We start from the raw sequence: 24757 nt of genomic DNA on the forward strand, positions 1-24757 counted from the left end.
CGACGACCGAAGCCGCCTGCACATCGTCAAACTGCGGCGACCGAGGTCGCCGCAGCGGGCATTACTTGATGATCTTAGCCACCACGCCGGCGCCGACGGTGCGGCCGCCTTCGCGGATCGCGAAACGCAGGCCTTCGTCCATCGCCACCGGGTTGATCAGCGTGACCACCATCTTCACGTTGTCGCCCGGCATCACCATCTCCACGCCTTCCGGCAGCTGGCACGCGCCAGTGATGTCGGTGGTGCGGAAGTAGAACTGCGGACGGTAGCCCTTGAAGAACGGGGTGTGACGGCCGCCCTCGTCCTTCGACAGCACGTACACCTCGGCTTCGAACTCGGTGTGCGGCTTGATCGAACCCGGCTTGCACAGCACCTGGCCGCGCTCCACGTCGTCACGCTTGGTGCCGCGCAGCAGCAGACCGGCGTTGTCGCCCGCCTGGCCCTGGTCCAGCAGCTTGCGGAACATTTCCACGCCCGTGACCGTGGTCTTCTGCGTGGCGCGGATGCCGACGATTTCGATTTCGTCGCCCACCTTGATCACGCCGCGCTCGATACGACCGGTCACCACGGTGCCGCGGCCCGAAATCGAGAACACGTCTTCCACCGGCATCAGGAACGGCTTGTCCACGTCGCGCTGCGGCTCCGGGATGAACGTATCCAGCGCGTCCACCAGCTTCAGGATCGCCGGCACGCCGATCTCGCTCTGGTCGCCGTCCAGCGCCAGACGCGCCGAACCATGGATGATCGGGGTGTCGTCGCCCGGGAAGTCGTACTTGCTCAGCAGCTCGCGCACTTCCATCTCGACCAGCTCGAGCAGCTCGGCGTCGTCGACCATGTCGGCCTTGTTCAGGAACACCACAATGTGCGGCACGCCGACCTGGCGCGACAGCAGGATGTGCTCGCGGGTCTGCGGCATCGGGCCGTCAGCGGCCGAGCACACCAGGATCGCGCCGTCCATCTGCGCCGCACCGGTGATCATGTTCTTCACGTAGTCCGCGTGGCCCGGGCAATCGACGTGCGCGTAGTGGCGCGTCGGCGATTCGTATTCCACGTGGGCGGTCGAGATCGTGATGCCACGCGCCTTCTCTTCCGGCGCCGCGTCGATCGCGTCGTACGCCTTGAACTCGCCGCCGAAGCGCTCTGCGCCGATCTTGGTCAGCGCCGCGGTCAGCGTGGTCTTGCCGTGGTCGACGTGACCGATGGTGCCGACGTTGACGTGCGGCTTGGTGCGCTCGAACTTACCCTTGGCCATGGCTGCTTCTTCTCGGTGATCGTAGAAAGATTTGGAGACTGAATATGGTGCTCACGAAAGGAATCGAACCTTCGACCTCCTCCTTACCAAGGAGGTGCTCTACCGACTGAGCTACGTGAGCGTAGTTCTATTGTGACACAAGCGCGTTCAATGGAGCGGGAGACGGGAATCGAACCCGCACCATCAGCTTGGAAGGCTGAGGTTCTACCGTTGAACTACTCCCGCTACGGGATGACGCACTGCCACAACAAAAAAACTGGTGGAGGGAGGTGGATTCGAACCACCGAAGGCGTAAGCCAGCAGATTTACAGTCTGCCCCCGTTGGCCGCTTGGGTATCCCTCCAGCTACCCGTCCCGACTAGGCCGCGAGGCCGAAATCAGTCCGGGGTGAAACAGCCCGCTATTCTTCCCTGACATCCCTGCCTTGTCAACAGTATTTTGACGCGATGTCGCAGGAAACGCGCACTGCGCGCGCCGCGCCCGCGGCACGCCGCGAACGCATGCATGCGGATCAGACATTGAAGCGGAAATGCAGCACGTCGCCTTCCTGCACGCGGTATTCCTTGCCCTCCAGGCGCAGCCGCCCGGCCTCGCGCGCGCCGGCCTCGCCCTTGTACTTGATGAAGTCGTCGTAGGCGATGGTTTCGGCGCGGATGAAGCCCTTCTCGAAATCGGTGTGGATCACCGCAGCGGCCTGCGGCGCGGTCGATCCGGCCTTCACCGTCCACGCGCGCACTTCCTTGACCCCGGCGGTGAAATAGGTCTGCAGCCCGAGCAGCGAATACGCCGCGCGGATCACCCGGTTCAAGCCCGGCTCGGCCAGGCCCAGGTCGGCCAGGAAGGTGTCGCGATCGGCGTCGTCCAGCTGCGACAGCTCTTCCTCAATCGCCGCCGACACCGGCACCACTTCGGCACCCTCGGCGGCGGCGCGCGCGCGCACCGCATCCAGGTGCGGGTTGTTCTCGAACCCGTCCTCGAGCACGTTGGCGATGTACATCACCGGCTTGAGCGTGAGCAGGAACAGATCGCGCACCAGCGCCTTCTCTTCCTCGTCCAGGCCCACGCTGCGCCCGGCCTTGCCGTCGGCCAGCGCGGCCTGCAACTTGGCCAGCACCGGCTTGCGCGCGGCCGCGTCCTTGTCGCCGCCCTTGGCGCTGCGCTCGGCGCGGTTCAAGGCCTTCTCGACGCTGTCCAGATCGGCCAGGGCCAGCTCGGTATCGATGGTCTCGATGTCCGAGATCGGATCGACCTTGTTGTTGACGTGGATGACGTCGGCGTTCTCGAAGCAACGCACCACGTGGGTGATCGCATCGACCTCGCGGATGTGCGCCAGGAACTTGTTGCCCAGGCCCTCGCCGCTGGCCGCGCCGGCGACCAGGCCGGCGATGTCGACGAACTCGACCGCGGTCGGCACGACCTTCTGCGGATTGATGATCTTGGACAGCTCGCCCAGCCGCGGATCCGGCACCGGCACCACGCCGACGTTGGGCTCGATGGTGCAGAACGGGAAGTTGGCCGCAGCGATGCCCGCCTTGGTCAGCGCATTGAACAGAGTCGACTTGCCGACGTTGGGCAGGCCGACGATGCCGCATTTGATGCCCATGGTTCACTTCCGGGATTTGGGATTCGGGATTGGAGATTCGCTAAGCCGCACGCCTGCGAATCCCCAATCCCCAATCACGAATCCCTGCTCGTATGCAGCCGCTTCATCGCCTCGTTGAAATCGCCCTGCACCGCCAGCGGCAGCACCGCGATGGCGTCGTCGATGGCGCGGTCGATCAGGATCTGGTCGTCCTTGCCGGCACGTCCCAGCACCCAGGGGACGACCTTGTCCTTGTGGCCGGGATGGCCGATGCCGATGCGCAGCCGATGGAAACCGGCATGCCCGAGCAGGCGGATGGTGTCGCGCAAACCGTTCTGTCCGCCATGGCCGCCGTCGAACTTGAGCCGCGCCGTGCCCGGCGCCAGATCCAGCTCATCGTGCGCCAGCAGCGCCTGCGCCGGTTCGATCTTCCAGTAGCGCAACGCGGCGGTCACCGACTTGCCGCTGAGATTCATGAAGGTGGCCGGCTTCAGCAGCCACAGCGACTGCCCGGCCACATCGACCTTGGCGGTTTCGCCGTACAGCTTGGCGTCCACGCTCCAGCGCGCGCCGGCCCGCTCGGCCAATTGTTCGACAAAACGAAACCCGGCGTTGTGCCGGGTGTTCGCGTGTTCGGCTCCGGGATTACCCAGACCGACGATCAGACGCAGACCAGTCATGCCGCAGCATCGCCGCAGCGCCCGGACCGCACGGGCCGGGCGCTGCGCAGGCGATTACTTGCCGTCCTTCTTCGCCGGCTCGGCCGCGGCCGGAGCATCGGTCGCTTCCGGTTCGGCTTCGACACGGCCGTGCTTGGCGATGACCACCGCCACGTCGTGCTCCTTGCCCAGCTTCAGCTCCGGCAGCTCGACGCCGGCCGGCAGCTTCAGGTCGGACAGGTGGATCACGTCGCCGACGGACAGCGCGGACAGGTCGACTTCGACGAACTCCGGCAGGTCCTTCGGCAGGCACACGACCTGAATCTCGTTCAGCTCGTGGGTGACGACCACTTCGGCCGACTTGCCGGCCGGCGACACGTCCTCGTTGAGGAAGTGCAGCGGCACCGACGCGTGCAGCGCCTCGTTGTCGTTCACGCGCTGGAAGTCGATGTGCATGATCAGCTGCTTGAACGGGTGGCGCTGCATATCGCGCAGCAGCACCTTCTGCACGTCGCCGTTCAGGCTCAGGCTGAGGATCGACGAGTAGAACCAGTCGTTCTGGCTGGCGAGCCAGACTTCGTTGTGGTTGAGCTCGATGTTGACCGGCTTCAGGTCGCCACCGTAGACGATGGCGGGGATCAGGCCGTCGCGACGGAGGCGGCGGCTCGCACCCTTACCCTCGACCTCGCGGCGCTGAACCTTGATTTCATGCGTGGTTGCCATTTGCGTTTACTACCTTGGTTGAATGAACCGCCTCGCGGCGGTTTTGAGGACTCTTCCGCGACCAGAAGAGTCTGTGTGGAGCAGGGATTGGGGATTCGGGATTGGGGATTCGCAGAGCAAGCGCCGTTGCAAATCCCCAATCCCGAATCTCCAATCCCCGCCCTTGAATCAATCGACGTACAACGAACTCACCGACTCGCCGAAGGCGATGCGGCGAATGGTTTCGGCCAGCAGCTCGGCGACGCTGAGCTGGCGGATCTTGCTGCAGCCGCGCGCGGCGTCGGACAACGGAATCGTGTCGGTGACGACCAGCTCGTCGAGCTGCGAATTGGTGATGTTGCTGACCGCCGGGCCGGACAGCACCGGGTGGGTGCAATACGCGGCCACCTTCAGCGCGCCCTGCGCCTTCAGCGCGGCCGCCGCGGCGCACAGGGTGCCGGCGGTGTCGACGATGTCGTCGACCAGCACGCAGGTCTTGCCCTCGACGTCGCCGATGATGTTCATCACCGTGGACACGTTGGCGCGCGGGCGGCGCTTGTCGATGATCGCCAGGTCGGCGTCGTCCAGGCGCTTGGCCACGGCGCGGGCGCGGACCACGCCGCCCACGTCCGGCGACACCACGATCAGGTTGTCGGTGCCGTAGGCGCGCCAGATATCGGCCAGCAGCAGCGGCGAGGCGTAGACGTTGTCGACCGGGATGTCGAAGAAGCCCTGGATCTGGTCGGCGTGCAGGTCCACGGTCAGCACGCGGTCGGCATTGACCGCGGTGAACATCTTCGCCGCGACCTTGGCGGTGATCGGCACGCGCGAGGAGCGCATGCGCCGGTCCTGCCGCGAGTAGCCGAAGTACGGCACCACCGCGGTGACGCTGGCGGCGCTGGCGCGCTTGAGCGCGTCGATGATCACCAACAGCTCCATCAGGTTTTCCGCGCTGGGCGCGCCGGTCGGCTGGATCACGAACACTTCCTGCCGGCGCACGTTCTCCTCGATCTCCACCTGCACTTCGCCATCGGAGAAGCGCGACACCATCGCCTTGCCCGGACGCACCCCCAGCTCCTTGCAGATGCTCTTGGCAAGCGGCTTGTTGGCGTTGCCGGAGAACACCAGCAGGTTACGTTGATCTTGCATGAGAGTGTCTCGGGCGGCGGCGGCGGCAAAGAACTGCGGAACGAAAGAAACAGCATGAATCGGAAAGCCAGGCGGAGCGACGCTTCTGCCTGTTGAACCCCCGCACATGGATGTGCGGGCTCTTGCGAGGGACTCGCCCCGTTGACCCCCCGCACATGAATGTGCGGGCTTTTGCGAGGGACTCGCATAATTGGCAGGGGCGGTAGGATTCGAACCTACGAATGCCAGGATCAAAACCTGGTGCCTTGGGCCTCTTGGCGACGCCCCTGCATGAAACTGTTGCTATGCCTCCAGCGCATCGAGCAGCGGCGAACGGGCCACGCCGCCAGCCACCCAGGCGCGCACCCCCTTCGGCAAGGCCGCCAGCGCGCGCATGGCGGCGGCGCGATCGGCGAACTCGACGAAACACCCGCTCCCCGACCCGGTAAGGCGCGGCGTGCCGATCTGCGCAAGCGCCTGGAACACGGCCTGGATGGCTGGTTCGCGGCGGAGCAGCACCGGCTCGAACGCATTGCCGAGCAGGAAACCTGAAACGAAGTCGGCCATTTTCGCGGGCGCAGCATCCCGCGTCAAATCCGGGGCCTGGAACAGCGCCGCGGTGGGTACGTGAACCCCCGGATCGGCCAGCACATACCAGGCCGGCGGCAGGGGCAATGGCGTCAGCCGCTCGCCCACTCCCTCGGCCCAGGCATCGCGGCCGCGCACGAACACCGGCACGTCCGCACCCAGCGCCAGGCCCAGGCCGGCCAGCGCGTCCTCGTCCAATCCTGCATCCCATAACGCGTTCAGCGCGACCAGCGCGGTCGCCGCGTCGGACGAGCCACCACCGAAACCACCGCCGGCGGGAATACGCTTTTCCACGCGGATGTCGACACCTTGGGCGATCTTGGCATGCTTTTGCAGCAGTCGCGCCGCCCGCACCAGCAGGTCGTCGGCTTCGACAACGCCCGGCACGGAGTCGCCGAGCCGCGCCACCACGCCATCGGCGCGCACGCGCAGATGAACGGTGTCCCCCCAATCCAGCAGGCGAAATACGGTTTGCAGCGTGTGGTAGCCGTCGGCGCGGCGGCCGGTGATCTGCAGAAACAGGTTCAGCTTCGCCGGGGCCGGCCAGGCCGACCAGCCACCCTCTCCCACCGTGCTCATGGCGCGGCGAAGTCCCAATGGTCCAGCAGCAGGCGCACCTTGGCGTCGCCGTTGCGCGCCTCGATGCGCCGCGGCAGGGCCGGACGGCCGTCGCTGGGCGGATACCATTCCTGGAACTGGATCTCCCACCCCATCTGCCGCAGCGCCTGCGGGCGCCCCTCGGCGTCGTAACTCACCTGCTCCGGTGCGCCTGCGTCCAGCGCAACCTGTCCGCGCACCCAATCCGGCAGCAAATTGACCGGAATCTCCCAACCTGTGGCTTCCAGCAGCAGTTGCTGCGCGTCCTCGCCGGCGCGCGGACCGCCGTCCAGCCCTTCCAGGCGGCCGCCCCCGCGCTGGCTGTCGCCGGTCAGGCGCCAGCTCTGCCGGGTCACCGGTGCACTGAGCTCGATCCGGTACTCGCGCTGCTGCTGCGCCCAGTCGATGCGGCCGCTACCGCCGTTGCGGCCCTTGGTGATCGCCACCCGGCCCTGGAACGACCACTGCGGATGCGCCTGCAGCCATGCGCCGCGGGCTGCCTCGGCCTGGCGCGCGGCCTCGCCCAGCGGCGCGCTCGCCGCCGGCGGTGCCTGCCGCGGCGCCAGCGACGTACAGCCGGCCAGCGCCAGCAGCGCCGCCAGCGCCCATGCCGCGCGCAATACCAGCCTCACGGCGCGACCTTTTCCATCGCTCGCTGCAGCGCGCGATTCTTCGGATCGAGCTTGCGCGCTTCGTCGAAGTATTTATTTGCCTCGTCGTGCTTGCCCTGCTCCCACAGCACCTGACCGATGTGCGCGGCGATTTCCGGATCCTTGAACAGAGTCCAGGCGCGGCGCAGCTGCACCAGCGCTTCCTGGGTCTTGCCCAGCCGATACAGCACCCAGCCGTAGCTGTCGATGATCGCGGCGTTGTCCGGATCGGCGGTGCGGGCGCGATCGATCAGCTGCAGCGCCTCGCGGTAGCGATGGGTGCGGTCGGCCAGGGTGTAGCCGAGCGCATTGAGCGCGGCCACGTTCTCCGGCTCGGTGACCAGGATCTTGCGCAGGTCGGCTTCGGCGCGGTCGATGCGGTCGCGCCGCTCCCAGGCCAGGCCGCGCGCGTACAGCAACGCGTTGTCGTCCGGATAGGCGGCCAGGCCGCGCTCGAACACCTGCAGCTCGCCGGCGTCGTCGCCACTGCGCTGGCGCAATTCCGCCTCCAGCACGTAGGCGTCGCGGCGCGCGGCATCGTCGGCCTCGGCATCGTCCTGCAGCGCACGCGCCTCGGCGAAGGCGGCGTCCTTCTGCCCGAGTTCGTACAGCGCCCCGGCGGTGCGCAGCCGCGCTTCGTTGCGCAGCGGGCCGCCCGGCACGCCGCGGTACCAGGTCACCGCCTCCTGATAGCGCTTCAGGAACTCGGCGATCTTGCCGAGCAGCAGGCGCCGCTCCGGGTCCGGCTGCGCCGCCCCCTTGCGCACTTCCTCGTACAGCGCGCTCAGCGCCGCGTTGTCCTGCAGCTTGGCCAGCATCGAGGCGCGCAGGCCGTAGTTCTGGGTGTCCTGCGGACCGAGCGCCAGCACCCGCGCCGCGGCGGTGGTATCGCCGATCGCGTCGTAGGCGTAGGCCAGCGCGCCGCGCAGGTCCGGGTCGCGCTGTGCCTTGGGCTCCACGCCCTGCAGCAGCGCCCGCGCCTGCTCGGTCTTGCCGGCCTGTTGCAACTGGGTGGCGTGCAGCAGGGCCACGCGCGGCTCTTCCGGGAAGCGCTTGACCAGCTGATCGACGATGCGCTCGGCCAGCTTCGGCTGCTCCAGGCGCAGCGCCAGGCGCCCGAACTCCTGCCAGGCCTCGAGCTGGTCGGGGATGGCGTTGGCGTCGAGCAGTTGGTCCAGCACCTTCGCCGCCACCTCCGGATCGCGGTTGCCGCTGACCAGCGCCACCAGCGCATAGCGCCAGCCGCGCGCGTCCTTGTCGCGCAGCAGCGCCACCAGCAGGCCGCGCGCCTGGCGCAGATTGCCGTTGCGCAGCGCGAGCGAGGCCTCGGCGCCGCGCATCGCCAGCGACTCCGGCGCACGCTGGCGCCACAGCGCCAGGGCCTGCGCCGCGGCCGCGTTGTCGTTGGCCAGCATCGCGATACGGGTTGCGCGCTCGGCCAGGCCGGCATCGCCGGACGCCTCGTTCGCCGCCTCCAGGTACCAGTGCGAGGCATCGGTCAGCTGTCCGGCCTGCAGCGCGAACTCGCCGGCCAGCACCGGCGTCAGCGAGGACGCAGCGGCGCTCGGCGGCTGCTTGGCGGCGGCCGCTGGGGCAGCGGCGGTGGCGCCGAGGGCCGGCAGCGCGGCGAGCGCCGACAGCAATAGAACGATACGGATGCGAATCAATGCGGGCATCGGGGGCAACCGGGCCGTAAAATGGGGCCCTGAATGGCCAGCAGCTTATCGCAAGCAACTGAACAGATGACGTTGTGGGTGCTCGGATTGAACCACCAGACCGCGCCGGTCGACCTGCGCGAACGGGTGGCGTTCGCCGGCGATGCGCTGCCGCGCGCGCTGCAATCGCTGCGCGCCTTGCCCAACGTCGCCGAGGCCGCCTTGCTGTCCACCTGCAACCGCACCGAGCTGTACGCGATCGCCGACGACGCGCAAAGCCTGGCCGACTGGCTGGATTCGCACGCCGCCGGCCTGCATGGCTACCTGTACCAGCACCAGGACGCCGATGCGGTCCGCCACCTGTTCCGCGTCGCCACCGGGCTGGACTCGATGGTGCTGGGCGAGCCGCAGATCCTCGGCCAGGTGAAGGACGCCTGGGTGCTGGCGCGCGAGCACGGGGCGATGGGCAACCGCCTGGACCGGCTGTTCCAGCAGACCTTCTCGGTGGCCAAGCGCGCGCGCACCGACACCCGGGTCGGCGCCAATCCGGTCTCGGTGGCCTCCACCGCGGTGCGCCTGGCACAGAACTCCTTCGCCCGGCTCAGCGAATCGACGGTGCTGCTGGTCGGCGCCGGCGAGACCATCGAGCTGGCCGCCAAGCATCTCAGCGAAGGCCGCGTGCGGCGCCTGCTGATCGCCAACCGCACCCTCGCCCACGCCCAGGAGCTGGCCAGCCGGCATGGTGGCGTGGCGCTGCCGCTGAACGAGCTGGAACGGCATCTGCAGGAAGCCGACGTGGTGTTCTCGGCCACCGCCGCGCGCGAGCCGGTGGTGACCCGGGCGCAGGTCGAGCAGGCGCTGCGCGCGCGCAAGCACAAGCCGATGCTGCTGTTCGACCTGGCGGTGCCGCGCGACATCGAGGCCGGCGTGGCCGACCTGGCCGATGCCTATCTGTACACCGTGGACGACCTGGAACGCGCGGTCGAGGACAATCGCCGCGGCCGCCGCGAAGCGGCCGAGGCCGCCGAGGCGATCATCGACCTGCAGGTGCTGCGCTACATCGAGACGCTGCAGGCCAGCACCCGCCAGGCGCCGCTCAAGCGCCTGCGCGCGCACGGCGACAGCACCCGCGACGACGTGCTGGCTAAGGCGCGGCAGCAACTGGCCAACGGCAAGCCGGCCGACGAAGTGCTGGAATTCCTCGCCAACACCCTGACCAACCGCCTGCTGCATCCGCCCACCGCGGCGCTGCGCGAGGCGGCGCTGCGCGGCGATGCCGAGCTGGCCCGCGCCGCCGAGCGCCTGTTCCCGGAAAAGCCGGGCTATTTCCACCCCATTCTGAAGACCGATGACGCCGACCCTGCGCCGTAAGCTGGAGGCGCTGGCCGAGCGTCGCGAAGAACTCGAACGCCTGCTGTCCGATCCCGAGGTGGTAAGCGACAACGCGCGCTTCCGCGACTACTCGCGCGAATTCGCGCAGCTTGAGCCGGTCGCCACCGCGCTGGCCGACGAGGCAGCGGCCAAGGCCGACCTGGCCGCGGCCGAGGCGATGCGCGCCGATCCGGAACTGCGCGAGCTGGCCGAGGAGGAAATCGCCGCCGCCCACGCGCGCCTGGCAGCCCTCGACGAACAGCTGGCGCTGCTGCTGGTGCCGCGCGATCCGCGCGACGACGGCAACCTGTTCCTGGAAGTGCGCGCCGGCACCGGCGGCGACGAGGCAGCACTGTTCGCCGGCGACCTGTTCCGCATGTATGCGCGCTACGCCGAACGCCAGGGCTGGAAGGTGGAAGTCGAATCGGACAGCCCTGGCGAGCACGGCGGCTACAAGGAGATCGTGGCGCGCATCGTCGGCCGCGGCGCCTACTCCAAGCTCAAGTTCGAGTCCGGCACGCACCGCGTGCAGCGGGTGCCGGCGACCGAGTCGCAGGGCCGCATCCACACCTCGGCGGCAACGGTGGCGATCATCCCCGAGGCCGACGACGTGGAAGAGATCGCGATCAACCCGGCCGACCTGAAAGTGGATACGTTCCGGTCGTCCGGTGCCGGCGGCCAGCACGTCAACAAGACCGAATCGGCGATCCGCATCACCCACGTGCCGAGCGGGGTGGTGGTCGAATGCCAGACCGAGCGCAGCCAGCATGCCAACCGCGACAAGGCGATGAAGCGGCTGAAGGCGCAGTTGCTCGACGCCGAGCGCAGCAAGCAGGCCGCGGCCGAGGCGCAGGACCGCAAGCTACAGGTCGGCAGCGGCGACCGCAGCCAGCGCATCCGCACCTACAGCTTCCCGCAGGGCCGCATCACCGATCACCGGGTCGATGGGCTGACCCTGTACGACCTGCCGAACGTGATCGAAGGCGACCTCGATGCGCTGATCGAGCGCCTGAGCCACGAGCACCAGGTCGACGAACTAGCGCGACTGAGCGACAGCCCGTGAGCCGGCGCATGCGCCGCGCCACTGCGCACGCGCCGCTCGCCGCACGCGCGTGAGCGGCAGCGCGCCGGACGAACTGCGCCGGCTGCAGGACGCGGTCCGCCGCGACCCACAGGACTTCATCGCCTGGGTGATGCTGGCCGACGCCGAACTCGGTGCCGGCGCGATCGCCGCCGGCGAACAGGCCGCGTTGCGCGCGTTGCAGCTGCGCCCGGCGCATCCGGAGGCCCTGGCGCGGCTGGGCCGCGTGCGCTGGATCCAGGGCCGCCATGCCGAGGCCGCCGCCGCATTGCGCCAGGCGCTGCAGCACGCGCCGCAGCATCCGGGCATCGCCCTGTGGCTGGGCCATGCGCTGGAGGACAACGGCGAGGCCGAAGCCGCCGCGCAGGCCTATGCGCACGCGCATGCGCTGTTGCCGCAGGAACCGTCGATCGCCGCGCACCTGCTGAACTGGCGACGCAAACTGTGCGATTGGCGCGAGCTGGACGCGCTGTCGCAGCAGGTGCGCGGCGCGGTACGCCAGGGCCATCCGGCGATCGAACCATTCGCCTTCCTCAACGAAGACGCCACCGCCGCCGAACAGCTGCACTGCGCGCGCAACCGCGCGCTTGGATTGGCGCGGACGCTGGCGCCACTGCCGGCGGCGACGCTGCGCCGCGCCGGGCCCTTGCGGCTCGGCTTCCTGTCCAACGGCTTCGGCGCGCATCCCACCGGCTTGCTGACCGTGGCCCTGTTCGAACGGCTGCGTGCGCACGCCGACCTGCGCGTGCAGCTGTTCGCCTTGAACCGCGACGACAGCAGCGCGATCGGCACGCGCCTGCGCGCCGCGGCGCACGCCTGGCACGAGGTCGCCGGACAGCCGCACCGGGCGATCGCGCAAGGCATTCGCGAGGCCGGCATCGACATCCTGTTCGACCTGCGCGGCTGGGGCGGCGGCGGTGCGCCGGAAGTGCTGGCACTGCGTCCGGCACCGCTGCAGGTCAACTGGCTGGCCTACCCGGGCACGTCCGGCGCGCCGTGGATCGACTACGTCATCGGCGATGCGTTCGCGTTGCCGGATGCGCTGGCCGCGCACTACAGCGAGCGCGTGCTGCGCCTGCCGCGCGCGTTCCAGCCATCGGACGACAGTCGCCGGATCGGCACGCCGCCATCGCGCCGCGACTGCGGGCTGCCCGAGCACGGCACGGTGTTCTGCTGCTTCAACAACAGCTACAAACTGACCCCGCGCAGCATGGCGCGCATGCTGGCTATACTGGGCCAGGTGCCGGACAGCGTGCTGTGGCTGCTGTCCGGACCCGGCCAGGCCGATGCGCGGCTGCGCGACGCCGCGCGCCGCGCCGACGTGGATCCGGCGCGGCTGCGCTTCATGCCCAAGCTGGCGCATGCCGATTACCTGGCCCGCTACCGGCATGCCGACTTGTTCCTGGACACCCATCCGTACAACGCGCACACCACCGCCTCCGACGCGCTGTGGGCCGGCTGCCCGCTGTTGACCTGCCCCGGCACGACCTTCGCCGCGCGCGTGGCCGGCAGCCTCAACCATCACCTGGGCATGGACGGGATGAACGTCGCCGACGACGCCGCCTTCGTCGCCAAGGCCGTGCAGCTGGGCCGCGATCCGGCGGCGCTGCACGCACTGCGCGACACGTTGCAGCAGCGCCGCGCCGGTGCCGGCCTGTTCGACATGCGAGGCTTCGCTGCGGACTTTGCCGACCTGTTGCGCGAGACCGCGCGCCGGCACGGCTGGAACGGCCCGCAGTAGCGCGCGCGTCGCCAGGCATTGGCGGTGCCGGCACCCGGCACGCCGGAAGGATGCGTTCGCCTCCGGACCACATGGCGACGGGCTGCTTGCGCCAGCAGTGCAATTCTTCGCGCAGCACGAGCGGCAGCCGACCACGGCTTGGCGCCAGCGATCGCCGTGCGCTGTCGAAGCGTCCTGCATGCAGAACCGCTTGACCTGAAGCATGGTTGAGGTTCGACACTGCGCGCGCCTTCCGTTCGCGCACGCTCCGATGCCATCACGCCTGTCGCCCGATCTCACCTCCCCGCATGCACGCAGCGTGCTGGTCGCCCACGCCTCGGCACCGGTCTGCGCGACGCTGCTCGCACGCCTGCACGCCAATCCCGGCGCCGGCCTGCATGCCGTGGCCTGGCTGCAAGCGTTGGGCGCCGCGCCAGACCTGCTGTACGCGCAATGCTGCGACGACGAGGCCACGCCGTTCGGTCGCAGCCCGCGCCCGCGCGCGCCGGCGCCGCGACTGACGCTGCGCCGCTACCGGCGCATCCGCAGCGGAGTGTCAGATCCGCAACGCCTGCCCGGCTGCGTCGTGGTGACCCGGCTGGCGACCCGCGACGCCGCGCAGGCACAACGCCACGCCGATGCGGCCTTCGCCGCGCTGCAGGACGGCGCGCACGCGCTGCGCGGCCTGATCGCCTCGCACCTGCACCTGTCCGACGACGGCCTCAGCCTGCTCGACTATGCCGAATGGAGCAGCGCCGACGCGCAGCGGCGCGCTGTGCAGCGCGAACCCGAGCGCCTGCCGCTGGCGTCCCACCCAGCGGCGAGCGTCGCCCGTTACCGGCCACGTGCGCTGACCCTGACCGGCGCCCGGACGCAGTCCGCGCCCGCACGCGCCTGAACCGGCTTCGCCCTCGTTCCGCGACGGCGCCTGTACGGATGCCGCCGATGCGTGCCGGCAGGCTATACGCCGACCGGACGAGCCGCTAGGCTTCGAACATGAGCGCCAAAGCCGATTTCATCGCGTTGAACCTGTGCGTGCTGACCGTCTCGGACACACGCAGCCTGGCCGAAGACAGTTCCGGCGATTACCTGGTGTCGGTGCTCGGCGAGGCCGGCCACCGGCTGTACGCGCGCGAATTGCTGCCCGACGACCACTACCGGATGCGCGCCGTGGTCTCGGCGTGGATCGCCGATCCGCAGGTCGACGGCATCCTGGTCACCGGCGGCACCGGCTTCACCGGCCGCGATTCCACCCCCGAGGCGCTGCTGCCGCTGCTGGACAAGCAGATGCCCGGCTTCGGCGAGCTGTTCCGCGCGATCAGCTTCGAGGAGATCGGCACGTCCTCGCTGCAGTCGCGCGCCTTCGCCGGCCTGGCCAACGCCACCTTCGTGTTCTGCCTGCCCGGCTCGACCTCGGCCTGCCGCACCGCCTGGGAAAGGATCGTCGCCGCGCAGCTCGACGCGCGCACCCGGCCGTGCAACCTGGCCACGCTGCGCCCCCGCCTCAAGGAATGACCTGGAACCGCGCATGTCCCTGGACACCACCCTGCGCCTGCTGGCCAAAGCCAGCGGCATGACCGCCGCGGACATCGCCGCCGCCATCCCGCGCGCCGGCGCGGCCACGGTCAAAGCCTGGATGGCCGGCGAAAAGATGCCCGGCCGCGACCAGCTCAACGCGCTGGCGCGCGCCTTCGGTGTTCCCGCAGGCGCGCTGCTCGGCGAACTGGCCAGCCAGCTCGACCCGGCCCGCACCCGCGGCGAACACGATCTGTTGCAGGCCTATCGTGCGCTCGACAGCCGCCAGCAGGGCGCGCTGCTGGAAGTGGCGCGCAGCATGGCCGGCACCCGCACGAGACGCAGCAAATGAGCAAACTCAAGCGCAAGCGGTACCAGGCACTGATGCAGCCGCTGCAACTGGAACTGGCGGCGCTGGCGCAGGGGCTGCAGCACAGCGGCGAACGCGTGCTGGTGCTGTTCGAAGGACGCGACACCGCCGGCAAGGGCGGCGCGATCCAGGCCATTGCCGAACACCTGAATCCGCGCCAGTGCCGGGTGGTGGCGCTGCCCAAGCCGACCGATCGCGAAAGCACGCAGTGGTATTTCCAGCGCTACGCCACCCACCTGCCGGCCGCCGGCGAAATGGTGCTGATGGACCGCAGCTGGTACAACCGCGCCGGGGTCGAGCGGGTCATGGGTTATTGCAGCGACGCGCAATACCAGGCCTTCCTGCGCCAGGCCCCGCTGTTCGAGCAATTGCTGGTCGACGACGGCATCCGCCTGTTCAAATACTGGCTGTGCGTGGACCAGGACCAGCAGGAGAAGCGCTTCGCCGAACGCCTGCACGATCCGCTGAAGGGCTGGAAGCTGTCGCCGGTGGACCTGCAGTCGCGCGCCCAGTACGCCGAATACACCCGCGCCCGCGAAGCGATGCTGGAGGCCACCCATCGCGACCAGGCGCCATGGACCCTGGTCGATTTCAACGACCAGAAGCGCGGCCGCCTGACCCTGATCCGGCATCTGCTCGACCAATTGCCCGACACTCCGCTGCAGGAACCCGATCTGGAACTGGCGCCACTGAAGCACAAGCCGCGCAAGGAAAAGTTCGGCGTGTTGGAGCCGATCGCGTCGTATCCGGTTTGAGCCGGGATTGGGGATTGGGGATTGGGGATTGGGGATTGGGGATTAGGGATTCGGCCCGCCCCCGACGTGCAATGGCTTTCTGTAGGAGCGGCTTCAGCCGCGACCGGATGTCTCCGCAAAGCCTCGGCCAGACTGAAACTCTTCTGTGGCGGCACGCGGTCATGTGGGAGGGACTTCAGGACACCTCTACTACTCCATTCCGAAGCTGCACGCTGCACGTGGCGATGGCGCCTTCCTTTTTTCTGTCGCGGCTGAAGCCGCTCCTACACATGCGCGCCGTGCTCTTGTAGGAGCGGCTTCAGCCGCGACAGGAGGACGAAGTGCCGTTATGCCGAGGTGTCCATGAAAAACGCGGCCGCAACGCCGCCGTCTACCGCCAATGCGCCTTTGCCACTCCATGGCATCTCGAACGTCTCGATGCCGGACCTGCAGGCTGGGCGTGTCGCGTCTCGCAAGTGCATCGACATGCTTTTGGGGGTTAGAGGTGCCCTTCAGTCCCGACGCGCTACCGGCAAGGCCTCGTCGGGACTGAAGTCCCTCCCACAACGGGCCACCGGGATCTCCGCGCAGTCACCCGATCGCGAAGCCCGCCGTCACCGGCTCCGGCCACGGCTCGCGCAGCACCTGCTCGACCAGGGCTGCCGGTGGGCCGTGCTGCAGCCAGTCGGCCAGCGCCTCCAGCGCCGCTTCCTCGCCGGCGGCGACGACGTCGACGCGGCCGTCGGCCAGGTTGCGCGCGTATCCATCCAGCCCCAACGCCAGCGCGCGCTCGCGGGTGGAGGCGCGGAAATACACGCCCTGCACCCGGCCGGCGACCAGGAAACGGGCCGCCGCCATCAACCTGCAGCCTTCGCCTGGCCGGCGACCTTGCCGCCGGCCGCGGCGATCGCCGCCTCGATGTCGTGCGCATTGACCGGTCCCAGGAACTGCTTGGCGACCTTGCCGTCCGGGGCGATCAGATAGGTCATCGGCAGACCGCGCGGGGTGGCGAAATCGGCCGGCGGCGCGTAGGTGTCGAGGATCGCCACCGGGTAAGCCACCGGGTGCTCCTTCAGGAACGCCTGCATCTCCGCCGGCTCGATGTCCTCGTAGGCCAGGCCCACCACTTCGATGTTGTCGCGCATCACGTGCAGCGCCGACAGCTCCGGCATTTCCTTCAGGCACGGCGCGCACCAGGTGGCCCAGAAATTCACCACCACCCACTGCCCGCGATGCGCGGCCAGGTCGTAATCGCTGCCGTCCACCGCCTTCACCTTCAGCGTCGGCTGCGGCCGGGTTTCCTGCACCACGTTCGGCCCTTCGCCGGCGGCGGGCGCGGTCGGCGCAGCGGGCGCGGCAGGCGCCGCCGGGGCGGCGGGAGCCGTGGGCGCAGGCGCGCCCGGCGCGGCGCCATCGGCGGGCGCGGGATGCCGATCGCAGCCGGCCAGCAGCACGGCGGCGGCGGCGAACAACGGGAACAGGATGCGCGGGGTCATGCGAGGTCTCCGATATCGGTGTAAAGATCGCCGACGCGACGTTTCAGCACGTCGCGCAGCGGCATGCGCAATTCGTCCAGCGCGCGCCACGCCGCCTGCCCCAGCGCGTCGTCGCGGCACGGCAGATAGGCTTCGGCGATCGGGATGCGCAACTGGCAGTTTTCGTAGAGCTCGGTCAGCGGCACGTCGGCCAGATCGCGCGCCAGCAGCCATTCGCCATGCTCGGCGCGGCTGAGCAGGCGGATGCGCTCCAGTTCGCACAGCAGTTCCTGCACCAGCGAATCGGTCAGCATCGGCTCCAGCTCCAGGATCCGGTCCTCGTGCAGGCCGTGGCCGTCCTTGCGCGCCTGCGCGAAGCGCCCGAGCAGGCGCAGCAGGCCGTAGATCTCGTAGCCGGCCGGCAAGCGCATCGATGCCGGCTGGTAGCGGAAAGCGGCGATCGAGGACGCCAGCGAGGCGCCGAGCAGGATCCCGATCCAGCTCAGATAGATCCACAGCAGGAAGATCGGCACGAACGCGACCGTGCCGTAAATGCGCTGGTAGGACTGGAAACTGCCCAGGTACAGGCTCAACCCCCACTTCACCAGTTCCAGCAGGGCCACCGCCAACAGCGCGCCCGGCACCGCGTGGCGCAGCTTGACCGTGTGGTGCGGCACCACCCGGTATACCAGGGTGATGCACACGAACTCGATCAGCACCGGCGCCAACGACAGCGCCAGCCGCGCCAGCAGGCGGCCTTCGCTGGTCTTGAACAGCGGCAGCGCGAAGAACTGCGCCGACGCCGCCAGCGACGCCGCGGCCAGCAGCGCGCCCAGGGTCAGCACCGTCCAGTACACCAGGAAGCGGGTCAGCCGCGGCCGCGCCGAGACCACCCGCCAGATCCGGTTGAAGGTCTGTTCGACGCTGTTCAAGGTGATCAGCAGCGACACCATCAGCGCGATCGTGCCGGCGCTGGTCAGCTGCCCGGCACTGGCCGAGAACTGGCGCAGATAGGCTTCCACCGAGCGCGCCGCGGCCGGCACGAAGTTGGAGAAGATGTAGTCGCTGAGCCGGTCGCTCCACTCGTTGAACACCGGGAACGCCGACAGCACGCCGAACACCACCATCGCCAGCGGCACCAACGCGAAAATGGTGGTGTAGGCCAGCGAGGCGGCGGCCTGGAACAGGCGGTCGTCGAGGAAACGGTGCCACAGGAATCCGGCGAAGCTGCGCATCCGCGCGCGGTCGCGCACCCGCTCCGTCCAGAGATTGACCGTATCCAAAGGCTGCATCGGGCAAGGGTACCCGATGCGCACGGATGCCGGCATCGCCGATACTGGCGGCCGTTCTGGTGCAAGCAAGCGAGGGCCGCATGGCCGAGATCCTGGTCCTGTACTACAGCCGTGGCGGTTCGGTGGCGCGCCTGGCGCGGCAGATCGCGCGCGGCGTCGGCGAAGTGCCCGGCATGGCAGCGCGCCTGCGCACGGTGCCGCCGGTGGCCGCGGTCACCCAGGCCAGCGCACCGCCCGTGCCCGACAGCGGCGCGCCGTACGTGGACGCCAGCGACCTGCGCGACTGCGTCGGCCTGGCGCTGGGCAGCCCTACCCGCTTCGGCAACATGGCTGCGCCGGTCAAGCACTTCATCGACGGACTCGGTGCCGAATGGGCCAGCGCCACCCTGGCCGGCAAGCCGGCGGCGGTGTTCACCTCCACCGCCTCGCTGCACGGCGGCCAGGAAGCCACGCTGCTGTCGATGCACCTGCCGCTGCTGCACCACGGCTGCGTGATCGTCGGCATTCCCTATACCGAGCCGCTGCTCAGCAGCACGCGCAGCGGCGGCACCCCGTACGGCGCCAGCCACGTCGCCGGCGCCGACGACGACCCGCAACCCAGCGAGGAAGAAGCGCAGCTGGCGCGCGCGCTGGGCCGGCGCCTGGCCGGCATCGCGCAACGCCTGGCGGCGCCGTGAGCGCCGCCCGCCTGCGTGACGCGCTGACAGCCACGCTGCTGGTGCTGGCGCTGTTGTACGCGGCCTGGTTCCACGACGATCGCCACCGCCTCGCCGCACTGCTGGTGTTCGCGCTGCCGCCGCTGCTGCTGGCCATCGGCGTGCTGCGCGGCTCGGCGGTGGCGCGGTTCTGGGCCGGCGTGTTCGGGCTGTTCTGGTTCAGCCACGGGGTGATGGCCGCCTGGAGCCACCCGCCGCAGCGCGCCTACGCCTGGGCCGAACTGCTGCTGGCGTTGCTGGCGATCGGCCTGTCCAGCGCACCGGGCCTGCGCGCGCGTTTCGCCCGCAAGCGCGGCGCCAAACCGTCCGCCGGCGACACGCCCTGAGCGGCGGCCGCCGGCCTGCCGGTATCATGACGGCCCTGCGCGACCGCGGCCGCGCCCCGTCATGCTCTAGGAACCGGCAATGGAAGAACTCCTGATCGTCACCACCGGCGGCACGATCGACAAGATCTATTTCGACGACAAGTCCGACTACCAGATCGGCGATCCGCAGATCGGCCAGATCCTCAAGGAACTGGGCGTGACCTTCCGCTTCACCGTGATCCCGATCATCCGCAAGGACTCGCTGCATATCACCGACGAAGACCGCGAGTTGATCCGCGCCACCGTCGCCGCGCAATCCGCGCGCCACGTGCTGATCACCCACGGCACCGATTCGATGGTGCAGACCGGCAAGGTGCTGCAGAGCATCGCCGACAAGACCATCGTGATGACCGGCGCGCTGAACCCGGCGCGGTTCCGCGGCTCCGATGCCGAATTCAACATCGGCTGCGCGGTCGGCGCGGTGCAGTCGCTGCCGGCCGGGGTCTACATCGCCATGAACGGGCAGATCTGGGACCCGCAGAAGGTGCGCAAGAACGTCGCCGCGAACCGCTTCGAGCCCATCTGAAGCGCGATGTCCAAGGCCACCCGCGCAACCCGGGCATTGGACGCGGCCGGCGTCGCCTATCGCCTGCATCCCTACGACTACGAAGCCGAAGCCGGCGCCAAGGGCCTGCAGGCGGCGCAGGCGCTCGGCCTGGCGCCGGAGCGGGTGCTGAAGAGCCTGATGGCATGGGTCGACAGCAACGCGGTGTGCGTGGTGGTGCCGTCCGATCGCCGCGTGCAGCTGAAGAAACTGGCCGCGGCCGCGGCCGGCAAATCGGCGCGGATGATGGACGTGGCCGAGGCCGAGCGCCGCAGCGGCTACAAGGTCGGCGGCATCAGTCCGCTGGGCCAGCAACGGCCGGCGCCGGTGCTGGTCGAGCGATCGGCGCTCACGCCGGGCAGCGTGTGGTTCAACGCGGGGCAGCGCGGCCTGCTGCTGGAAATCGATGCCGAGCGCTTGCTGGACGTGCTGCAGGCGCGCGCCTGCGACCTGTGCGAATGATGCCGCTCAGTAGCTGGCGGTCACGCCGACCCCGGCCACTGCGGTGATCGCCTTCACCCGCACGTAGTAGGTGCCGGCAGGCAGGCTGAGCGTGCAGCTCTCGGCATTGGCCGCGGCGATCGACCTGCAACCGTAGAGCGCATCGGTCGGCAGGCTGCCCGCGCGCAGGTACAGGTCGGCGTTGCCGCTCCCACCGGCCAGGGCCAGCTTCAACGACGGTGTGCCGGCCGGCACGGTGACCTGGTAATACAGCGAGGTGCCGGCCTTGAGCGCCAGGCCGCCCAGCGGCACGCCGCGAACCAGGGTCTGCGCCTTCAGCGTGGCCGCCACCGCCGCACCGGCATTGACCAGGCCCGCGCCACAGCCCAGCGTGCAGGGCACCGGCAGAACACTGGCGGTCGCCTTCAGGCGCGCCTCCAGGTCCGCCGGGGTCAACGGGTTCAGCGCGGCCGACAGCACCAGCGCGGCCACCCCGGCCACGTGCGGCGCCGCCATCGAGGTGCCGCTGTAGGACGCGTAGCCGGCCGCGGCCGGCGCCAGGGTGCCGGTGTTGAGCGTGGACAGGATGCCCTGCCCGGGTGCGGCGATATCCACGCCGGCGCCGTAGTTGGAGAAACTGGCGCGGGCGCCGGTCGAGGTGGTCGCGGCCACCGCGATCACGTTCGGGCAGTTGGCCGGCACGCTGCCGGCGACGTCGCTGTTGCTGTTGCCGGCGGCAACCACGACGTTGGTGCCGCGCGCCACGGCGGCCGCGATCGCGCTGGCCATCGTCGCCGAACAGGCGCCGCCGGCGCCAAGCGACAGGTTGATCACCTGGGCCGGCGTCGGATTGGCGGGAACGCCGGCGACGCTGCCGCCCGACGCCCAGACGATGGCGTCGGCGACATCGGACAGGTAGCCGCCGCACTTGCCCAGCGCGCGCACCGGCAGCAGCCTGGCATTGAACGCGGTGCCGGCCACGCCAGCGGCGTTGTTGGTGGCCGCGGCGATGGTGCCGGCAACGTGGGTGCCGTGCCAGCTGGACGCCGCGCCGGGCGTGCCCGCACCGCAGGTGCCGGCCGCATAGCCGTCGCCCGGATCGGCCGCATTGGCGTCGCGGCCGCCGCCATCGCCGGCGACCAGTGGATCGCTGATGAAGTCGTAGCCGGGCAGCACGTTCGCGGCCAGGTCCGGATGCGCGGTGATACCGGTATCGATCACCGCCACCACCACGCCCTTGCCGCTGGCCACGTCCCAGGCCGGACGTACGTTGATCGCCGCGGACGTGGTGCCGAAGGCCCATTGCTGGGACAGCCCCGGGTCGTTGGGAACCAGCGTCGGCCGCAGCAGCAGGTCCACTTCCACGCTCTTCACCGCCGGATCGGCGGCCAGGCGGCGCATCAGCGTCTCGGCCTCGACCCGGTCCAGGGCGCGGTCGGCGCCGACCACATCGGCGCCGGTCGCCAGCCGTCGCAGCGAGGCCAGGCCGAGCGCGCGGCCGCGGCGCGCCGGCAGGATGCGTGCGGCGTCCGCCAGCGGCGCCGCGCGCGCCGACAGCGCCGGACGCGCACCGTCGCGGTAGGTGACGATGAAGCGCTGCGGATTCGGCGTCGATGCCAAGTCCTGCAGGGCGATCTCGCCGGCGGCGGCGGTGCCGGCACAGGCCGCCAGCAGCAAGACGGAGACGATTGCGGCGCGGCGGCCGCGGCAAGTGAACGCACGCTTGGACATCGGACTTCCCCCCTGAAACGCATGGCGCAGTCGGCCGTGCCTGGCGCCGGGCGGAAACACCGCGAAGCGCGCATCGGCCGCGACGGCGGCGCCGCCGCAGCCAGTAAAGACGGTCCTGCGTCCTGGATATCGGCATGGCACGCAGCCAGCGCAGGGCGGCGCCTTGCCGATGTGACGATCTGGGACGGCCAGCGAACGCAGACTGCGGACTGCGGAGGCAGATCTCCTGACCGGCAGCGACGGCCGCCCTCCAGGCAACGAAAAGCCCCGCGCCAAAGCGCGGGGCTGTGGTCTGCGCGTCGTCCAGAGCGTCCTGCCCTGCCGCTGCGCGCGTCGGCCGATGCCTGCGCGGCGCCGCCGTCCAGGCGGACGCCGCGCCGCGGGCGGATCAGTAGTTCGCGGTCAGGGTCACGCCCGAGAACGTGCTGTACGCCTTGAGCCGCACGTAGTAGGTGCCGGCGCTGGGCGAGTTGAAGGTGCAGGTCTCGTTGTTGCCGTTGAGATACGGACGGCATCCGTAGGTGCTGTCGGTCGGCGCGCTGCCGAGCCGCACGTACAGGTCCGCATCGCCGCTGCCGCCGGAGATGGTGACGGTCAGCGAACTGACCCCGGACGGCACCGTCACCGTGTAATTCAGCTCCGACCCGGTGCTGGCGCCGAGCCCGGTGACCGGCACGCCGTCCTGCAGCGTGTTGCCGGTGGGAGGCGTGGTGGTGCCGCCGCCCAGCGCGGCGGTCACCGCGGCATTGGCGTCGAGCAGGCCGGCGCCGCAGCCCTGCGAGCAGGAGAAGCTGGCCGCGGTGCTCTTGATGGTGCTTTCCACCTGCGCCGGGGTGAGCGGGGTCGGCGCCACCGACTGCATCAGCGCGACCACGCCGGCCACGTGCGGCGTCGCCATCGAGGTACCGTTGTAGGACGCGTAGCTCGCATTGCCCGGGGTGGTGGTGCCGTCGTTGAGCGTGGACAGGATGCTCGACCCCGGCGCGGAGATGTCGATGCCGGTGCCGTAGTTCGAGTAGCTGGCCTTGGCGCGCGAGGACGTGGTCGCGGCCACCGCGATGACGTTGGCGCAGTTGGCCGGCACCGAGGTGGAGACATTGGCCGAGCTGTTGCCGGCCGCCACCACCACGGTGGTGCCGCGGCCGACCGCGCCGTTGATCGCGTTCTGGTAGGTGGTCGAGCAGGTGCCGCTGCCGCCCAGCGACATGTTGATCACTTCGGCCGGGGTGGTGTTGGCCGGCACGCCGCTGACGGTGCCGCCGGATGCCCAGGTGATCGCGTCGGCGATGTCGGAGGTGTAACCGCCGCACTTGCCGAGCACGCGCACCGGCAGGATCTTGGCGTTGTACGCGGTACCGGCGACGCCGGTGCTGTTGTTGGTTACCGCGGCGATGGTGCCGGCCACGTGGGTGCCGTGCCAGCTGGAATTGGACGCCGGCGAGCCGGAATAGCACTCGTTGGCCGCGGCCCAGTCGCCTTCGTCGGCCGGATTGCTGTCGCGGCCGTTGCCGTCGCGCGCGTCGGCGGCGACGCTGATGAAATCGTAGCCGGGCAGCACGTTGGCGTTGAGGTCCGGATGGCTGGTGATGCCGGTGTCGATCACCGCCACGACCACGCCGGTGCCGGTGGCCTGGTCCCAGGCCGGGCGCACGTTGATGCCCGCGGTGGTGGTGCCGAACGCCCACTGGTTGGACAGGCTGGGATCGTTCGGGGTCAGCGCGATGGTCATGCGCTGGTCGACCTCGACGTATTCGACATTCGGGTCGGCGGCCAACTGGCGCATCAGCGTTTCGGCTTCGGCATGGTCGAGCGGCCGGTTGGACTGGATCACTTCCGGGCCCACCGCCAGGCGGCGCAGGCTGGTCAGCCCCAGCGCGCGGCCGTTCTTGGCCGGCATCGCCGCGGCGACCGATTGCAGCGTCGCGCGCAGCGACGCCGAGGGGGCGGCGGCGGACGCGCTGGCGATGCCGACGGGGGCGGCGTCGCGGGTCTTGACGATGAAACGTTGCACGGTCGGCTCGGCGTTGAGCCCGGAGAGGTTGACGTCGCCGGCGAACGCCGGGGTCGCCAGCAACAGCGAAGTCAATGCGGACGCTCCCAGCACGATCAGCCAAGGACGCTGGCGCGAACCACGTTGCGAAATTTCGGACATGCGGAACTTCCTTTTCGTTGATTGCACCTGACGGTGATGTTTCGCGCTGCGGATGCCTAAACAGGCACTGAATCCGGTTGCAGCGCGAGTCCCAGGCCGGCCCCCTGTTGCCAGCCGTTCATCCGACGCTATCCCAATACAGACCCGTATGGACGAACCATTTATCGTCCAAATTTCGTAAGCGTGACGATCGTCAACATAAGGACCGGTATCGCTCGCGCTGTTGCGACACCGCGGCAACCACGATGGCGCGAGGAGACAGTCCCGGGACATTTTTGCGCAGCGCGGTGTGACCACGCGCCAAGGCGGACAGCCGCTCTCCCGCAAGAGCAGGGCGTCTGGACAGCGACAGGGCCGGCGAACGCCATGCCAAGCGCCAGCGCCGGGTTGCGACGCGCATTTGGGAAGCCCGCGGAGGCGCGGGACCGCATCAGCCA

Annotated in this window: 24 protein-coding genes and 4 tRNA genes; 11 read left to right on the forward strand and 17 right to left on the reverse strand. The window is 69.5% G+C overall.

Annotated features, from left to right (window positions below):
• Nucleotides 1-61 precede the first annotated feature (61 nt).
• From tuf to AB3X08_RS17330, 12 genes are all read right to left on the reverse strand, one after another.
• On the reverse strand, nucleotides 62-1252 hold the full coding sequence (gene tuf / locus AB3X08_RS17275; RefSeq protein ID WP_184411725.1) for an elongation factor Tu: 1191 nt from the start codon (nucleotides 1250-1252) through the stop codon (nucleotides 62-64).
• A gap of 45 nt (nucleotides 1253-1297) precedes the next feature.
• Nucleotides 1298-1373: transfer RNA gene (locus AB3X08_RS17280), tRNA-Thr, on the reverse strand.
• A gap of 30 nt (nucleotides 1374-1403) precedes the next feature.
• Nucleotides 1404-1477 (reverse strand) — tRNA-Gly (locus AB3X08_RS17285).
• Between the two features lie 32 nt (nucleotides 1478-1509).
• Nucleotides 1510-1595: transfer RNA gene (locus AB3X08_RS17290), tRNA-Tyr, on the reverse strand.
• Nucleotides 1596-1763: 168 nt separating this feature from the next.
• Nucleotides 1764-2855: a redox-regulated ATPase YchF gene (gene ychF, locus AB3X08_RS17295; RefSeq protein ID WP_369934005.1), complete on the reverse strand. Its 1092-nt coding sequence runs from the start codon at nucleotides 2853-2855 to the stop codon at nucleotides 1764-1766.
• A gap of 74 nt (nucleotides 2856-2929) precedes the next feature.
• Nucleotides 2930-3514 (reverse strand): aminoacyl-tRNA hydrolase, encoded by a 585-nt coding sequence (gene pth / locus AB3X08_RS17300; protein ID WP_369934006.1) that lies wholly within the window; start codon nucleotides 3512-3514, stop codon nucleotides 2930-2932.
• 54 nt (nucleotides 3515-3568) lie between these two features.
• On the reverse strand, nucleotides 3569-4216 hold the full coding sequence (locus AB3X08_RS17305; protein WP_184411735.1) for a 50S ribosomal protein L25/general stress protein Ctc: 648 nt from the start codon (nucleotides 4214-4216) through the stop codon (nucleotides 3569-3571).
• Nucleotides 4217-4384: 168 nt separating this feature from the next.
• Nucleotides 4385-5344: a ribose-phosphate diphosphokinase gene (locus AB3X08_RS17310; protein WP_184411736.1), complete on the reverse strand. Its 960-nt coding sequence runs from the start codon at nucleotides 5342-5344 to the stop codon at nucleotides 4385-4387.
• A gap of 191 nt (nucleotides 5345-5535) precedes the next feature.
• Nucleotides 5536-5612: transfer RNA gene (locus AB3X08_RS17315), tRNA-Gln, on the reverse strand.
• A 14-nt stretch (nucleotides 5613-5626) separates the two neighbouring features.
• Nucleotides 5627-6490, reverse strand: a complete 864-nt coding sequence (gene ispE / locus AB3X08_RS17320) for a 4-(cytidine 5'-diphospho)-2-C-methyl-D-erythritol kinase (protein ID WP_369934007.1) — start codon at nucleotides 6488-6490, stop codon at nucleotides 5627-5629.
• Entirely contained in the window at nucleotides 6487-7140 is a 654-nt protein-coding gene (gene lolB / locus AB3X08_RS17325; RefSeq protein ID WP_369934008.1) for a lipoprotein insertase outer membrane protein LolB, read from the reverse strand. Before lolB ends, ispE begins: the two co-directional genes overlap by 4 nt.
• The gene (locus tag AB3X08_RS17330; protein ID WP_369934009.1) at nucleotides 7137-8834 is read right to left on the reverse strand and encodes a tetratricopeptide repeat protein; all 1698 of its coding nucleotides are present in this window, start codon (nucleotides 8832-8834) and stop codon (nucleotides 7137-7139) included. The genes lolB and AB3X08_RS17330 overlap by 4 nt, the downstream gene beginning before the upstream one ends.
• A 66-nt stretch (nucleotides 8835-8900) precedes the next feature.
• Between AB3X08_RS17330 and hemA the strand changes: the two genes are divergently transcribed.
• From hemA to ppk2, 7 genes are all read left to right on the forward strand, one after another.
• The gene (gene hemA, locus AB3X08_RS17335) at nucleotides 8901-10184 is read left to right on the forward strand and encodes a glutamyl-tRNA reductase (protein ID WP_369934010.1); all 1284 of its coding nucleotides are present in this window, start codon (nucleotides 8901-8903) and stop codon (nucleotides 10182-10184) included.
• Nucleotides 10162-11247: a peptide chain release factor 1 gene (gene prfA, locus AB3X08_RS17340; RefSeq protein ID WP_369934011.1), complete on the forward strand. Its 1086-nt coding sequence runs from the start codon at nucleotides 10162-10164 to the stop codon at nucleotides 11245-11247. Before hemA ends, prfA begins: the two co-directional genes overlap by 23 nt.
• Nucleotides 11248-11296: 49 nt before the next feature.
• On the forward strand, nucleotides 11297-13006 hold the full coding sequence (locus AB3X08_RS17345) for a tetratricopeptide repeat protein (RefSeq protein ID WP_369934012.1): 1710 nt from the start codon (nucleotides 11297-11299) through the stop codon (nucleotides 13004-13006).
• A 250-nt stretch (nucleotides 13007-13256) separates the two neighbouring features.
• Nucleotides 13257-13883 (forward strand): hypothetical protein, encoded by a 627-nt coding sequence (locus AB3X08_RS17350; RefSeq protein WP_369934013.1) that lies wholly within the window; start codon nucleotides 13257-13259, stop codon nucleotides 13881-13883.
• 98 nt (nucleotides 13884-13981) lie between these two features.
• Complete coding sequence (moaB, locus tag AB3X08_RS17355) at nucleotides 13982-14500, forward strand: molybdenum cofactor biosynthesis protein B (RefSeq protein ID WP_369934014.1); 519 nt, start codon at nucleotides 13982-13984, stop codon at nucleotides 14498-14500.
• Between the two features lie 13 nt (nucleotides 14501-14513).
• Entirely contained in the window at nucleotides 14514-14852 is a 339-nt protein-coding gene (locus AB3X08_RS17360; RefSeq protein WP_369934015.1) for a helix-turn-helix domain-containing protein, read from the forward strand.
• A complete protein-coding gene (ppk2, locus tag AB3X08_RS17365; RefSeq protein WP_369934016.1) occupies nucleotides 14849-15625 on the forward strand; it encodes a polyphosphate kinase 2 in 777 nt (258 codons plus the stop codon). Before AB3X08_RS17360 ends, ppk2 begins: the two co-directional genes overlap by 4 nt.
• A 570-nt stretch (nucleotides 15626-16195) precedes the next feature.
• On the opposite strand, the gene AB3X08_RS17370 is transcribed toward ppk2, so the two are convergent.
• Genes AB3X08_RS17370 through AB3X08_RS17380 form a run of 3 tightly spaced genes read right to left on the reverse strand, consistent with a single transcriptional unit; the run spans nucleotide 16196 to nucleotide 18371 of the window.
• Nucleotides 16196-16462 carry an acylphosphatase gene (locus AB3X08_RS17370; RefSeq protein WP_369934017.1) on the reverse strand — a complete coding sequence of 89 codons (267 nt, stop codon included), beginning with the start codon at nucleotides 16460-16462 and terminating at the stop codon, nucleotides 16196-16198.
• Nucleotides 16462-17100 (reverse strand): TlpA family protein disulfide reductase, encoded by a 639-nt coding sequence (locus tag AB3X08_RS17375; RefSeq protein WP_369934018.1) that lies wholly within the window; start codon nucleotides 17098-17100, stop codon nucleotides 16462-16464. Before AB3X08_RS17375 ends, AB3X08_RS17370 begins: the two co-directional genes overlap by 1 nt.
• The gene (locus tag AB3X08_RS17380) at nucleotides 17097-18371 is read right to left on the reverse strand and encodes a YihY family inner membrane protein (RefSeq protein WP_369934019.1); all 1275 of its coding nucleotides are present in this window, start codon (nucleotides 18369-18371) and stop codon (nucleotides 17097-17099) included. Before AB3X08_RS17380 ends, AB3X08_RS17375 begins: the two co-directional genes overlap by 4 nt.
• A gap of 80 nt (nucleotides 18372-18451) precedes the next feature.
• Here AB3X08_RS17380 and wrbA point away from each other — a divergent pair, with 80 nt between their 5' ends.
• From wrbA to ybaK, 4 genes are all read left to right on the forward strand, one after another.
• On the forward strand, nucleotides 18452-19048 hold the full coding sequence (gene wrbA / locus AB3X08_RS17385) for an NAD(P)H:quinone oxidoreductase (RefSeq protein ID WP_003472251.1): 597 nt from the start codon (nucleotides 18452-18454) through the stop codon (nucleotides 19046-19048).
• On the forward strand, nucleotides 19045-19413 hold the full coding sequence (locus AB3X08_RS17390; RefSeq protein WP_369934020.1) for a DUF2069 domain-containing protein: 369 nt from the start codon (nucleotides 19045-19047) through the stop codon (nucleotides 19411-19413). Before wrbA ends, AB3X08_RS17390 begins: the two co-directional genes overlap by 4 nt.
• Before the next feature lie 79 nt (nucleotides 19414-19492).
• Nucleotides 19493-19978, forward strand: coding sequence for an asparaginase domain-containing protein (locus tag AB3X08_RS17395; protein WP_184411751.1), 486 nt, complete (start codon nucleotides 19493-19495; stop codon nucleotides 19976-19978).
• A 6-nt stretch (nucleotides 19979-19984) separates the two neighbouring features.
• Nucleotides 19985-20458, forward strand: a complete 474-nt coding sequence (gene ybaK / locus AB3X08_RS17400) for a Cys-tRNA(Pro) deacylase (RefSeq protein ID WP_369934021.1) — start codon at nucleotides 19985-19987, stop codon at nucleotides 20456-20458.
• Nucleotides 20459-20464: 6 nt separating this feature from the next.
• On the opposite strand, the gene AB3X08_RS17405 is transcribed toward ybaK, so the two are convergent.
• Both AB3X08_RS17405 and AB3X08_RS17410 read right to left on the reverse strand, forming a co-directional pair.
• Nucleotides 20465-22168: a S8 family peptidase gene (locus AB3X08_RS17405; protein ID WP_369934022.1), complete on the reverse strand. Its 1704-nt coding sequence runs from the start codon at nucleotides 22166-22168 to the stop codon at nucleotides 20465-20467.
• Nucleotides 22169-22556: 388 nt separating this feature from the next.
• Nucleotides 22557-24320 (reverse strand): S8 family peptidase, encoded by a 1764-nt coding sequence (locus tag AB3X08_RS17410; RefSeq protein WP_369934023.1) that lies wholly within the window; start codon nucleotides 24318-24320, stop codon nucleotides 22557-22559.
• Nucleotides 24321-24757 lie beyond the last annotated feature (437 nt).

It is taken from the genome of Xanthomonas sp. DAR 34887, from assembly GCF_041245805.1.
In the GTDB taxonomy this organism is placed as follows: domain Bacteria; phylum Pseudomonadota; class Gammaproteobacteria; order Xanthomonadales; family Xanthomonadaceae; genus Xanthomonas_A; species Xanthomonas_A tesorieronis.

What these genes read in the sequence shown, in the direction of transcription:
- AB3X08_RS17310 (WP_184411736.1), bottom strand. Translation starts at nt 5,344, where the DNA reads ATGCAAGATCAACGTAACCTGCTGGTGTTCTCCGGCAACGCCAACAAG.
- hemA (WP_369934010.1), top strand. Translation starts at nt 8,901, where the DNA reads ATGACGTTGTGGGTGCTCGGATTGAACCACCAGACCGCGCCGGTCGAC.
- AB3X08_RS17375 (WP_369934018.1), bottom strand. Translation starts at nt 17,100, where the DNA reads ATGACCCCGCGCATCCTGTTCCCGTTGTTCGCCGCCGCCGCCGTGCTG.
- prfA (WP_369934011.1), top strand. Translation starts at nt 10,162, where the DNA reads ATGACGCCGACCCTGCGCCGTAAGCTGGAGGCGCTGGCCGAGCGTCGC.
- ispE (WP_369934007.1), bottom strand. Translation starts at nt 6,490, where the DNA reads ATGAGCACGGTGGGAGAGGGTGGCTGGTCGGCCTGGCCGGCCCCGGCG.
- AB3X08_RS17410 (WP_369934023.1), bottom strand. Translation starts at nt 24,320, where the DNA reads ATGTCCGAAATTTCGCAACGTGGTTCGCGCCAGCGTCCTTGGCTGATC.
- AB3X08_RS17330 (WP_369934009.1), bottom strand. Translation starts at nt 8,834, where the DNA reads ATGCCCGCATTGATTCGCATCCGTATCGTTCTATTGCTGTCGGCGCTC.
- ychF (WP_369934005.1), bottom strand. Translation starts at nt 2,855, where the DNA reads ATGGGCATCAAATGCGGCATCGTCGGCCTGCCCAACGTCGGCAAGTCG.
- AB3X08_RS17370 (WP_369934017.1), bottom strand. Translation starts at nt 16,462, where the DNA reads ATGGCGGCGGCCCGTTTCCTGGTCGCCGGCCGGGTGCAGGGCGTGTAT.
- pth (WP_369934006.1), bottom strand. Translation starts at nt 3,514, where the DNA reads ATGACTGGTCTGCGTCTGATCGTCGGTCTGGGTAATCCCGGAGCCGAA.
- AB3X08_RS17380 (WP_369934019.1), bottom strand. Translation starts at nt 18,371, where the DNA reads ATGCAGCCTTTGGATACGGTCAATCTCTGGACGGAGCGGGTGCGCGAC.
- AB3X08_RS17360 (WP_369934015.1), top strand. Translation starts at nt 14,514, where the DNA reads ATGTCCCTGGACACCACCCTGCGCCTGCTGGCCAAAGCCAGCGGCATG.
- ppk2 (WP_369934016.1), top strand. Translation starts at nt 14,849, where the DNA reads ATGAGCAAACTCAAGCGCAAGCGGTACCAGGCACTGATGCAGCCGCTG.
- wrbA (WP_003472251.1), top strand. Translation starts at nt 18,452, where the DNA reads ATGGCCGAGATCCTGGTCCTGTACTACAGCCGTGGCGGTTCGGTGGCG.
- AB3X08_RS17305 (WP_184411735.1), bottom strand. Translation starts at nt 4,216, where the DNA reads ATGGCAACCACGCATGAAATCAAGGTTCAGCGCCGCGAGGTCGAGGGT.
- AB3X08_RS17405 (WP_369934022.1), bottom strand. Translation starts at nt 22,168, where the DNA reads ATGTCCAAGCGTGCGTTCACTTGCCGCGGCCGCCGCGCCGCAATCGTC.
- moaB (WP_369934014.1), top strand. Translation starts at nt 13,982, where the DNA reads ATGAGCGCCAAAGCCGATTTCATCGCGTTGAACCTGTGCGTGCTGACC.
- ybaK (WP_369934021.1), top strand. Translation starts at nt 19,985, where the DNA reads ATGTCCAAGGCCACCCGCGCAACCCGGGCATTGGACGCGGCCGGCGTC.
- AB3X08_RS17395 (WP_184411751.1), top strand. Translation starts at nt 19,493, where the DNA reads ATGGAAGAACTCCTGATCGTCACCACCGGCGGCACGATCGACAAGATC.
- AB3X08_RS17350 (WP_369934013.1), top strand. Translation starts at nt 13,257, where the DNA reads ATGCCATCACGCCTGTCGCCCGATCTCACCTCCCCGCATGCACGCAGC.
- tuf (WP_184411725.1), bottom strand. Translation starts at nt 1,252, where the DNA reads ATGGCCAAGGGTAAGTTCGAGCGCACCAAGCCGCACGTCAACGTCGGC.